Origin of the sequence: Sphingobacterium sp. SRCM116780 (assembly GCF_021442025.1) — a bacterium.
GTDB lineage: Bacteria > Bacteroidota > Bacteroidia > Sphingobacteriales > Sphingobacteriaceae > Sphingobacterium.
This window is the reverse complement of sequence record NZ_CP090446.1, coordinates 988,683-1,001,214: the sequence shown is the minus strand read 5'-3', so window position 1 is coordinate 1,001,214 and position 12,532 is coordinate 988,683. Positions and strand designations below refer to the sequence as shown.

11 protein-coding genes are annotated in these 12,532 nt (G+C 33.9%); 3 read left to right on the top strand and 8 right to left on the bottom strand.

Annotated features, from left to right (window positions below; translation table 11 throughout):
• The first annotated feature begins 617 nt into the window (after positions 1-617).
• Positions 618-1,151 (top strand): TQO small subunit DoxD, encoded by a 534-nt coding sequence (locus LZQ00_RS04380; protein WP_234512248.1) that lies wholly within the window; start codon positions 618-620, stop codon positions 1,149-1,151.
• Positions 1,152-1,208: 57 nt separating this feature from the next.
• Positions 1,209-1,631 carry a TQO small subunit DoxA domain-containing protein gene (locus LZQ00_RS04375; RefSeq protein WP_234512246.1) on the top strand — a complete coding sequence of 141 codons (423 nt, stop codon included), beginning with the start codon at positions 1,209-1,211 and terminating at the stop codon, positions 1,629-1,631.
• Between the two features lie 82 nt (positions 1,632-1,713).
• Here LZQ00_RS04375 and nhaA read toward each other — a convergent pair whose 3' ends face one another.
• The 7 genes from nhaA to thrS form a co-directional block, all read right to left on the bottom strand.
• A complete protein-coding gene (gene nhaA, locus LZQ00_RS04370; protein WP_234512244.1) occupies positions 1,714-2,889 on the bottom strand; it encodes a Na+/H+ antiporter NhaA in 1,176 nt (391 codons plus the stop codon).
• 468 nt (positions 2,890-3,357) lie between these two features.
• Positions 3,358-3,807, bottom strand: coding sequence for a DUF3060 domain-containing protein (locus tag LZQ00_RS04365; protein ID WP_234512242.1), 450 nt, complete (start codon positions 3,805-3,807; stop codon positions 3,358-3,360).
• Positions 3,808-3,882: 75 nt separating this feature from the next.
• Positions 3,883-6,168: a tetratricopeptide repeat protein gene (locus tag LZQ00_RS04360; RefSeq protein WP_234512241.1), complete on the bottom strand. Its 2,286-nt coding sequence runs from the start codon at positions 6,166-6,168 to the stop codon at positions 3,883-3,885.
• A gap of 185 nt (positions 6,169-6,353) precedes the next feature.
• Positions 6,354-6,698: a 50S ribosomal protein L20 gene (gene rplT, locus LZQ00_RS04355; protein ID WP_021191518.1), complete on the bottom strand. Its 345-nt coding sequence runs from the start codon at positions 6,696-6,698 to the stop codon at positions 6,354-6,356.
• Positions 6,699-6,794: 96 nt separating this feature from the next.
• Positions 6,795-6,995, bottom strand: a complete 201-nt coding sequence (gene rpmI, locus LZQ00_RS04350) for a 50S ribosomal protein L35 (protein ID WP_021191519.1) — start codon at positions 6,993-6,995, stop codon at positions 6,795-6,797.
• 41 nt (positions 6,996-7,036) lie between these two features.
• Complete coding sequence (gene infC, locus LZQ00_RS04345; RefSeq protein ID WP_234512239.1) at positions 7,037-7,600, bottom strand: translation initiation factor IF-3; 564 nt, start codon at positions 7,598-7,600, stop codon at positions 7,037-7,039.
• Between the two features lie 12 nt (positions 7,601-7,612).
• The gene (thrS, locus tag LZQ00_RS04340) at positions 7,613-9,538 is read right to left on the bottom strand and encodes a threonine--tRNA ligase (RefSeq protein WP_234512237.1); all 1,926 of its coding nucleotides are present in this window, start codon (positions 9,536-9,538) and stop codon (positions 7,613-7,615) included.
• A 442-nt stretch (positions 9,539-9,980) separates the two neighbouring features.
• On the opposite strand from thrS, the gene LZQ00_RS04335 reads away from it, so the two are divergent.
• Entirely contained in the window at positions 9,981-10,604 is a 624-nt protein-coding gene (locus LZQ00_RS04335) for a 7-carboxy-7-deazaguanine synthase QueE (protein ID WP_234512235.1), read from the top strand.
• Between the two features lie 485 nt (positions 10,605-11,089).
• Here the strand turns inward: LZQ00_RS04335 and LZQ00_RS04330 are convergent, their stop codons facing one another.
• Positions 11,090-12,343 (bottom strand): hypothetical protein, encoded by a 1,254-nt coding sequence (locus tag LZQ00_RS04330; protein ID WP_234512233.1) that lies wholly within the window; start codon positions 12,341-12,343, stop codon positions 11,090-11,092.
• Between the last annotated feature and the right edge of the window lie 189 nt (positions 12,344-12,532).

Sequence of the window (12,532 nt, the reverse complement as noted above, 5' to 3'; positions counted from 1 at the left end):
AAAATCTACATGAAGAGAAGTAGAAAAGATATATGAATGCGTATTGTTAGAAAAAATAGTTTGTTCAAAATATGACAATATCATCATTTACCCTATTGATGTATTTATCCCTAACTTATTCAATAATTGAAGCTTTTATCATTTAAACGAATTTTATTAATCTTAAGAAAATCATTACCTTTAAATTTCTATTGAATGAATAAAACACAATTCATATTTTTTAGGGTTAGACAATTTTTATTGTTACTGACAGTTATGTATGCACTAAGTTCCTGCGTATTAAAGGAAAGTCTGTTTCAATTATTTGACATAGCATATAGTCGTAGCTTCAACAAAAATATCAATACGGGCCAAAGAAATACGACATCTTGTTTTGAATCGGTGCAAACAAGAGAAGCTATGCCCAGCTCCTAATTCATTAATTGTTTACATCATCCCAATTCAGAGTTTCTGGTTATAAATCCTACTTCAAAAAATACGATTAGTAGCATTTATTTTTCAAATACCACTTCTGGTAATAGCCCTCCTTTTTACATCTTGTATCATCGATTGAAGCTGGATATTATTTAAAATAATACTCATATTATTTTAAAATTATTCCATCGACAAACGAATCAATGAAATTACAGACAGAAAATCAAGCATTTAAAACTGCTGGTCTATTTACACTATCCATCCGTATGGTTATTGGATGGACATATTTTTCCGCTTTTTGGCGACGATTAATCTTAGATAACAAACTCATCGAAGATGAAGCTGGTTATATTGGTGAAAAATTTAATCATTTTCTTCCCAATGCCTTAGGTATTAAACCCATTATCGAATATTTAGTTACGCATCTTGAAGCACTATGGTGGTCAATGGTGCTATTCACAATAATCGAAGGGATTGTTGGATTATTTATTATACTGGGCTTATTTACCCGACTCATGAGTATTGGTGTATTTGGTTTAGCAATGGGCATATTACTTGGCTCAGGTTGGTTAGGAACAACCTGTTTGGACGAATGGCAGATCGGCATTCTAGGTATTGCTTCAGGATTTACGTTATTTTTAAGTGGTAGTGGAGATTTTTCCTTAGATCAATATATGACAAATAAAAACTATTCCATTACCCAGCAACAATGGTTCAGATGGATAGGATCAGGTTAGTTACCCATTAGAAATCTAAAAGCATTTATTTTAGGAGGAGTAGGACTAATCTTCTTCATGACTTTATTCACGAATCAATACTTTCACGGTGGGGTGTATGGAACGTTACATAACAAATCTGTACAACCAAAAATTGAAATATCCAACGCGCAAGTCCTAAATAATAATCTTTATTTAACGCTATATCGTGCTGATGTTTATGGCTCTTTCTTGATCGAAATACAAATTCTAGATACCAATAATAGGATTGTCCAGCATATCCGATCAGAAGAACTTGCCGCTCTTGATAAAAAGAATATCGATAATTTTTATGTTGCAAAAATACAACCTGGAAAACACAGTCTCGTTATTCCGTTAGGTGCTAAAGCAATTGTAAATTTTGATTTAAAACATATAAAATTGAAAAAGAACGGAGATTATCAAGTTAAGCTAATTGACATCAGTGGGCTTGAATGGATTGAAAAGCTTCAGATCAACTAGGAATAAACCTCTCCTATTTTAATTTTGAAACAGATTTGGTTTCTTTAGGCAATCTCTAAAATTTAGAGGTTGCTTTTTTAGATCATATATTTTTTTTATTGCCAATGTTTGCTAAAAACAAATAGCCTGAAACTCCTGAAGCCAATGAGCCGATTAGCACAGCAAATTTTGCTTCTTCAATTAATAGTGGATCTGTAAAAGCTAAAATGGAAACAAAAATGGACATTGTAAATCCAATACCTCCCAATAGTCCTACTCCAAATATGTGTTTCCAATTTGCACCCTCAGGTAAAGTACATAGTTTTAATTTTGTAGCAATAAAAGAAATACCCAATATGCCACAAGACTTACCGATGAGCAGTCCTCCAATGATACCGATACCTAAACTTGTGGTCAATCCATCGATCATTTCACTATGTACTGTAATATTGGTATTGGCAATCGCAAACAAAGGAATAATAATAAAATTGACTGGAGAAGTCAAGATATGTTCTAATTTTTCTAGTGGTGATTCTTTATCCGTAACATTTGTCGGCAATGTCAGTGCGACTAAAACCCCTGCTATAGTAGCATGGATACCAGAGTGATGAATAAAATACCAAATAAAAATCCCGGGAATTAAATAAGCCCAAATCTTCTTGACACCTAAAAAATTAAGCAATAACAAAAATGCAAATATACCCAAGGCTATAAATAAATAATTGTAATGTAAATCGCCGCTATAAAACAATGCAATTACTAGAATAGCCAATAAATCATCCACGATAGCGAGTGCCGCTAAAAAGATCTTCAAACTGGTCGGTACGCGATTTCCCAGTAAGGTTATCACTGCTAATGCAAAAGCAATATCAGTAGCCATTGGAATTCCCCATCCATGTTCCGTTGGTAATCCCTTATTCAGGAATAGATAGATGAGTGCTGGCAAAACAGCACCTCCAACAGCAGCTAAAATAGGTAAAAGAGCTTTTTTGGGAGAGGATAATTCACCTTCTACCAATTCTCGCTTAATCTCTAAACCCACCAACAAAAAGAATATAGCCATCAAACCATCATTGATCCATAATAAAAGGGAATAATTCAAATGAATATGATCCGTTTCAAAACCCAATGTTGTATTCAATAGACTGTTAAAAGCATCCGCAAGCGGACCATTAGCAATAATCAATGACAGAATAACACAGATAAACAATAAGATACCTCCAGCATTACTTGATTGCAAGAATTGTTTGAATATTTTTAAATTAATTAAATTAGGCATGAAGATCTTTCATTTAATATATCATTTTCAAATGGTTAAATTCAAAAAAGATATGGCAGTGTAAATACGTAAGTTCACTAAGATAAGTTTTTCTTTTAAAACAAAGAAGGAATATGTCTTTTAACTCGGATATACAGCTCCATAAAAATCATTCTTTCAGAGTTAACAAAAACTTCATATCAAATTTACCATAAGGTAAATTTGAAGGATTACTTTTACAATAAATAAAAATGAAAAAAGATGATTAAAGATTGTGAATTACATGAGCCAGAAAATCACATTGATGTAATTGAGTTTACATTTGATGGAGATGATCTATTATTCGGGGAAGATTAACATTAATTTTCAACAAATGATGCCACACGCTATAAGCGTGTTTTTTTTGCTTTATACCCACCTCCCATATTATCTTTCATAAAGAAAGGACTAATGATTACATTAGTCCTTTCTATTTCTCAGTGAAAAAAATTATTTTATTTTCATTACCATATTATCGGCTCCTTCTATAGAAGTATCTGCTTTACCCGATTTATTTTTAGTCGATTTATAATGTACATGATTTTGAGCACCTTCTACAGTAACCGTATCCACATTTCCGGCATTAATTCTATTATCAGCTCCTTCCACACTTATTTTAGAAGTATTCACCAAATTAACAACATTACCTCGTCCCTCTACTTCCAATCTCAAAAAAGTTCCTTCTATGGTAATTTTATTATCCGCACCTGCTATTTTTACAACATCATTGGCAGAAGCTTTGATTGTTTTTTTATTATTAGTTCCCTCAACAACAATCTCCTTTCCTGATTTTTGATTTACAACAACAGTAGGATGAGGCGTTACAATAGCATATGAAATGCTTGTTGTGCTTAACAGCATCGTTATAGCACCTAATAGAATAAGTTTTTTTGTTTTCATTATTTTAATTTATATTATGTAATAATAAACGGATAGAAATTGTTTTTATTTTTTAAAACAAAACAACTTAAAAATTTATTTTTTCAACCAACCAAACCATCCAGAACCCCATTCTTTCTTCTTTTGTAATGCTTTCTCATCTCTTGGAAATAATTTCAGAATAGTTTGGATTTTTTCTTTTGCTTGATCATTTAATCCTAGCTTAAAGGAAGCTTCAGCGGAGAGCAGAACAATTTCTTTCCAATCGTCATCCTCTTCCCAATTCTCGCTATCATACAATTCAGCTGATTCTTCACTAATACGAATAACATTTTCCCAATCTTGTAAATGATAATAAGTACGAATAAGATGAAGCATCACCAGATGAAAGTCACCATCTGATTCCTCCTCCTCTAAAGTTGTTTTGGTAGATTCGTATGCAATCAAAAGGTCGTGAAGTGCCTGTTTATAATCTGCAGTCAGTAAATATGATTTACCTCTTAAATAATGTAATTTACGATAATCAATAAGTGCCATTTCCTGCAATGGCTTAGTTGCTTCATAATTATTGGCACAAGCTATACATTGCTCATATTGTCCCAGTTGAAAATAATTCTGCATCAACATATACCAATTAGAAGCATCATCAGGCTTACTTTCTAATTGTTTTTGCCAATCCTTTAATGTTTCTGAGTCTCCCCTATGATTGATTAAATCAAAACGAGCATTCTGAATTTCCATATAAGCCTGACGCGTCACAAACAAATCATCCTCTTCATAATCTGCGTATTCTGCAGATTGAATCAATTCATCATATTCTTGCGCGATTACAGCTAATCGTTCTTCTGCTTCTTTGATATATCCCAATTTAAATTCACATTTGGTTATATAAGCGGAAATTCGAAGGTAATTAGGAAAATCAAACCGTTTAAGATCATACTCTAATACTTCATGATAATTAATGAGCGCATCTTCATATTCATTCTTCTCAAAATGAGCATCGGCCAATGTGTTATAGAGTTCCCAGAATGTACCATATTCCAAGCCTTCTTTACAAATAACGATTACCTCATCATATTTCCTTTTACTGCTCAATGCTAAAGCATAGTTGTTGCAGCACATCGCTACGAGATGTTGATTGATAAAATAATTTGCATCAAATTTATTTTCATGAAAATAAGCTTTAAATCCGAGATAAGCTCTTTCAAAAAATTGTAATCTAAAATTCAATAATGGAAGATCCAAAATGGGTGAACCAATTGAATTTTCAAATTCCGAAAACTCACATCCTGAATTATAGTAATCAATGGGAGAATCGTCTGGCCAACTTAAGATTTCAGGGAGCACATGATGGACTTCATAATAAGTAATGATATAACGATAGATTGTTACCGAAAAACCACCAAGTTGAACAGCTTTCGCAAAATATGGTAAAGCTTCTTCATAATTTCCCCCTTCGAGAATATAGGTTCCAGCGAAGTGATAAGGAATAAACCAATCGGGATAAAGATCGATATAACGTTTTGCTTCTATCAATGGATCTGATAAATCGAGCCCCAATTCCTCTCGAAAGTTACGCTGCACCATAATGACGAAATAAATGCATTGTTTATCTTCCAACCCTGCATTCAATTCAGCGATTACCTGTTCATAGAACTTAAATATCTCCGCATCAATTTCTGGTTCTTCATTTCCATACAATACAGCTTTAAGTCCGCACCAACCAACCATCTCATAATCGTTAAACTGAAAAGCTAATTTTCCAATATCTAAGTATAACAATACATTGTTAGATAGAATATCATTTTTATATTTTTTGAATTCTGTAAGCGCTTGTTGATCTTGATTTAAGTTCTCGCGCATGATCATGGTTTTGAACAATAAGCTTTCTGTTAGGAATGCACATTTATTAATACGATCATGTGCATATAATATCTCGTAGATAGATAGCAATTCATTAATATTACTGATAGACTCAGTATACTTTTCATGTAAGTAGTTTAAATCTGCTTTAAAACGGCAGACATTTTCCAACTGATCCTCATGAATAGCTAAGCGATCTATATAAGTAGCATACTCACCATAATCTAATTCTTTATAAAAAAATCGTGTTGTCTCCAATAATCCAAACAATGCTTCTTCATTATCGGGATCCATCTGCAAAACGGATTGATAAATATCCAATACCTCTTGAAAATCGGTTAACGAGAGATCATTGCTATCGATCTCTTCATTCTGAAATACAAGTTCCTTAAGTACAGTAGCTTTTAAAATTAAGGGAGGAATATCTTGCGGATTGAGCACCAAAAAGACTTCTAATTCAGACAAGCAGTCTTCATATCTTCCTTCTTCATATAAATTTACTAAATCTTGAAACTTCATAAATTACCAGTCTTTTATATAAAAATAAAAATATATTGTAAACTTAAAAGCAGTTCAAAAAAATAAATTTCGAAGCAGCTCATTATTAAAATATTAAATAAAAATAAGCTTCAGGCTACAAATAAAAAAAGGAACCCTGCTGGGTTCCTTTCCAATATCTAACAAATTGACTCGGGGTTAAAACTCTATTTTACTGCGTCAATAACTGCTTTGAAAGCATCTGGGTTGTTTAAAGCTAAATCAGCTAAAACCTTACGGTTTAAACCAATATTTTTAGCGTTTAATTTACCGATCAACACGGAATAAGATAAACCTTGTTGACGGGCTCCAGCGTTAATACGTTGAATCCATAAAGCTCTAAACTCGCGTTTTTTGGTTTTACGGTCGCGGTAAGCGTACTGTAAACCTTTTTCTACTGTATTTTTAGCAATAGTATATACTTTGCTACGTGATCCATAATAGCCTTTTGCTAATTTAAGGATTTTTTTACGTCTTCTTCTCGAAGCAACTGCGTTAACCGAACGTGGCATATTTTTAAAATTATTTGGTAAAAGGCGTCATGTTTTACAATGAACTTACTACCTTGTACCCGGTTAAAAATTATTATTAATTAAATCGAATAAAACTTATTTACCGATAGCAAGCATACGTTTAACGTTGCCCATATCGCCATCAGATACGTAACTTGTTGTTGTTAAGTTACGTTTACGTTTTGTGCTCTTTTTTGTCAAGATGTGGCTTTTGAAAGCGTTTTTTCTTGCGATTTTACCTGTTCCAGTAAGCTTAAAACGTTTTTTAGCGCTGGAATTGGTTTTTACTTTTGGCATAATACTTTAAATTTTATATCAATCTGTTAGAATTTCTATTATTATTTTTTAGCTACTGCTTTAGGAGCTAAAGTCAAAAACATACGTTTACCTTCTAATTTAGGTAGTAGTTCTACTTTTCCTACGTCTTCTAATGCTTGTGCAAAACGCAATAACAAGATCTCTCCTTGTTCTTTGTGTACAATTGCACGCCCTTTAAAGTGTACGTAAGCACGAACTTTCTCCCCACTTTCTAGGAATTTGATCGCATGTTTCAATTTGAAATCAAAATCATGTTCACTGGTATTAGGTCCGAAGCGAATCTCCTTAATAACAGTTTGTTTTGCATTAGCTTTGATTTCTTTTTGTTTCTTCTTTTGCTCGTAAACAAATTTACTGTAGTCGATAATTTTACAAACCGGCGGAACAGCATTTGGCGAAATCTCAACTAAATCAAGTTCCAATTCATCTGCAAGCTCTAGCGCTTTACGGGTAGGATATACTCCTGTTTCCACATTATCACCTACCAAACGTACCTCAGGTACACGGATGAGTTCATTAATGCGGTGATCTGGTTCTTTCTTTCTCATTGGTGGTCTAGGACCACCTGGTCTTTTTAATGCCAAATGTTTAAATATTTAAACGGTTATTTCTTTAATTAATACTTCTCTAAATTCGTCAGCAGTCATGGATCCCAAGTCAACTGAACCATGTTTACGCACAGAAACCGTGACACCCTCAGCCTCTTTCTCCCCTACAATCAACATATAAGGCAGTTTTTTAACCTCTGCATCTCTGATTTTACGACCTACCTTTTCATCACGCAAGTCTATCAGTCCGCGAATATCGGAATTATTTAGCGATTCTAAAAGGTTTTTCGCATATTCTTCATATTTTTCTGACACTGGCAAGACGATAAATTGTTCTGGAGCAAGCCATAACGGAAATTCACCCGCACAATGCTCGATCAATACAGCGATAAAACGCTCCATAGAACCAAATGGTGCTCGGTGAATCATCACGGGTCTATGTTTTGCATTATCAGAACCTGTATACTCCAGTTCAAACCGTTCAGGTAAATTATAGTCGACCTGAATTGTACCTAACTGCCATCTACGTCCCAAAGCATCTTTTACCATAAAATCTAACTTAGGACCGTAGAAAGCTGCCTCTCCATATTCAATTACAGTCGATAGTTCTTTCTCTGCTGCTGCTTCAATGATAGCACTTTCTGCTAAAGCCCAATTTTCATCGCTACCGATATATTTTGTACGATTTTCTGGATCTCTTAATGAAATCTGAGCAGTATATTCTTCAAAACCTAAAGCTTTAAATACATATAATACCAGATCTATTACTTTTTTGAACTCTTCTTTTACTTGATCTGGACGACAGAATAAATGTGCATCATCTTGTGTAAACCCTCTTACACGAGTCAAACCATGCAATTCTCCCGATTGCTCGTAACGATAAACCGTTCCGAATTCAGCAAAACGTACTGGAAGATCTTTATAAGAACGGGGTTTTGTTTTGTAAATCTCACAGTGATGTGGACAATTCATCGGTTTCAAGAAAAACTCTTCGTCTTCAACTGGAGTTCTAATAGGTTGAAATGAATCTTCACCATATTTATCATAGTGACCTGAAGTTACATACAGTTGCTTATTCCCGATATGAGGAGTCATAACTGGCTCATACCCCGATTTCAACTGTGCCCGTTGTAAAAAATCTTGTAATTTCTGACGTAGAGCCGTTCCCTTAGGTAGCCATAATGGAAGTCCAGCTCCTACCTTTTCAGAAAAAGCAAATAACTCCAATTCTTTACCTAATTTACGATGATCACGTTTCTTTGCTTCTTCAATAAACTTCAAATATTCTGCTAGTTCAGAAGCTTTTGGAAATGTAACTCCGTATATACGTGTCAATTGTTTACGGGATTCGTCTCCTCTCCAATACGCTCCTGCGACATTTGTTAATTTAATCGCTTTAATAAATCCTGTATTCGGGATATGTGGACCACGACAAAGGTCAGTGAAATCTCCTTGTGTATAGAACGTAATTTTACCGTCTTCTAGATCCTTAATTAGATCTAACTTGTACTCATCTCCTTTTTCGGTGAAATAAGTTAACGCATCGGCTTTAGAAACAGCTTTACGGTTAAATGATTCTTTACGTTTTGCCAATTCCATCATTTTATCTTCGATTTGTTTAAAATCATCTGATGAAAATTCACGATCGCCAAAATCGACATCATAATAGAAACCCGTTTCGATAGCTGGACCAATACCAAATTTAATACCTGGATAAAGATCTTCCAATGCTTCTGCTAATAAGTGCGCAGATGAATGCCAAAAAGTAGACTTACCCTGCGTGTCATTCCAGGTCAACAACTTTACTGTGGCATCTTCTTCAATCGAACGAGAAGAATCCCAAATCTCTCCATTTACTTCAGCTGCTAATACATTTCTAGCTAAGCCTTCTGAAATCGACAACGCTACTTGAGCGGCTGATGTTCCTCTTTCGTATTCACGTACGGAACCATCAGGTAATGTAATTTTAATCATCAACAAATATGATTATGAGTTATTAATTTATTTATAAAACACCACTTGACAAACACACAACATACTACGTTGTAAACGTGTTTATAAAGCCTTTTCCATAAAATCTGCAAGTAGATTCAATATGCATCAAATATACTGAAAATAATCCGCAATTACATGGTAGAACTGCGAACTGAATATCAGCGACATAATCTGATATTAGCTCTTTTATAACCTCCTGATCAAGAGTCAAAAAGCTGATATAATCTTTTTTATAGAAATAGATAATTAAGATCCCTGCTCTGGAAACTGCAAAATCTTAAGAATACAATTCATCATCATTTCTTTCATGAACAATAGAGAAAGAATCAAGCAAAATCAATCTAATCTAAAAGTAATGAATTCAAAACTATCCCCATATCACAATCTTTTTTATTAATTTTGCAATCTTAAATACATTATTATGTCACATCAAGTTCCAGAAGACGGCACTTTACTTCCGTTGATGGAAGAGTTCTATACAATTCAGGGAGAAGGATTTCACACAGGAAAAGCTGCATACTTTATTCGATTAGGGGGTTGTGATGTAGGTTGTCATTGGTGCGATGTCAAAGAAAGCTGGGACGCTAATTTGCACCCACTTACTGCTGCAGATCTGATTATTGAAAACGCAAAACAATATCCAGCAAAAACAGTCGTGGTCACAGGAGGTGAACCTTTAATATACAATTTGGATTACCTAACAAAAGGACTACATGAGGCTGGTATTCAAACTTTTATCGAAACATCTGGAGCCTATCCATTAAGTGGTGAATGGGATTGGATCTGCTTATCACCTAAGAAATTCAAGGCACCACGTAAAGATGTCCTTGATGCAGCAGGGGAATTAAAAGTCATTGTTTTTAATAAAAGTGATTTCACTTGGGCCGAAGAGCATGCGCAACTCGTAAATAGCGCGTGCAAACTATATTTACAGCCAGAATGGTCAAAGTATCCGGAAATGACCCCATTGATTATTGACCACGTCAAAGAAAATCCAAAATGGAATATTTCTCTTCAGACCCATAAATATCTGAACATTCCTTAATAGCTACCATAAACTGTTCTACTATCCATCTCAGGCAATGACGGGAGTTAACTGGAGACCAAATTAGGACCAATTCCTACCTGTGAGCACAGTGAGAGCACGGTGCGTGCACCGTGAGTCCACCTTTTACTGTACTCACACGGCGCTTCCACCCTTCTGGCAAGGTACTCACAGTCCAGAGTTGGTCCCAATTTGGTCTTAATTTGATCCCTGGCACATCTATAACCGTTTATCGAGGTTTAGATGTTTATCCATAACACTTTATTTATTCTCAAATAAAAGCGAAATCACCCGAAAAGGTGGAAAATCGATAACACTATAATAACCCGTTGGGTGTAATTATTTGAAGTAAAAATAAACAATATTAAAAATCGAACAATTTAATTACACCCAACGGGTTTGTGTTACATAAGGTATTATACTTAAATAGTAAATCATTATCATTGAACTCCCTTATATCCTCATATCTGGTCAAAAGACAATTTTTATTTTAGATATTTCACTTGAAAATCTTCTAACGAATACTGTTGAGTTTCTTGACTCACCTCTAAATCTTTAACCAAGATATTTCCTTGATCATCCGTATCGATAGACTCTAAAGTAGGCTGTAGCACAATTTTACCATTAAAATCCAACAAACCTTGCTTACCACGCTGTGTAAAAAGCAAGTATTCACCTACAAAATTACTGATATTACTTAATCCACCAATAATGGATACTCCAGACGCATTGATGATACCATATTGATCATCGATAGCATATACCATATTTTCATCATTAATACCATAAAGTATCTCAAATCCAACATGATTTATTTTTTTAGCTTCATCGTCAATGATCCAAAATAAGTTGTCACTATCCGAAACAATTGCTCTTTCATCATTCAAAACATCAATCGAATAAAAAATGGCAGGTTGTACAATAGAACCATCTGCTTTTTTAACACCATATAAATATTCATCACCATAAGTTTCATTTTTTTGAGAAAACCATTCTAATGGTGCTTTCAATTTAAAAGCATCTTGAAAAAGACTGATATCCTCTGAATGAGTACTATCCGCAGATTTAGAAAGATTAACAATCTGCACATGTGGAGGTAGGTCGAATGTTTTTGAATCTGTTATTTCCTTCACTTCAGCAACCTCGAAACCTAAAGCAGGATTTATCTGGTCATCTAATTTCAATACAGCTCCTGGAAGATTAATCAGAAAAGGAAAATTACTTAAATAATAACTCGGGATATCAGGAGCATACCAAACTGTCATTGCTATTTCTCCAGCACTTGGATCGACAACTTTCAATATGGCTTTTATACAATCTACATTCCCTATCTTTTCTTTTTCGGTTGCATTTTCCAAAACAAGATAGCCATTGTCATTTTGTTCTTGAGCAGTCAGCAATGGAAGATCTGCAGATAAGGTTTCCTGTGACAACATATCATCCCCATTGGTATATGAAAATTCTTGTTTTTTAATCCGATCAGTAATTAAAATATGTCCTTGCGGATAAATTGATTTGATATTTGATGGAGAAATAAAAACTGTCACCTCTTTAAAAGACGCAACTCCTTTTACATAAGGTTCATAAAAATCTACAGCAAATGCAGGTACTGACTTTTCCAATTCTGCTTGAGAAACCTCTCCTTTAAAATTCAATTTAATTTGCCATATTTTATCCTGAGCTACAACAGATTGGGATAAAACTAAAGTCAAGAATACAATATGGATCAACTTTTTCATACGTTACAAATATAGCTTCTAAATAGCAAAAGACAGACTAAAAAAATCTATCTTTTACAATAAAAAAACTTTTAATTGATTTTTCTTTGTATTCATCGAAATAAAGAAAAAAAACTAGTTCTACACTTACGATCTATATCACATTTTATCCTTTTTTAATAACTAATGTAGACAGATAGAACTACTTGA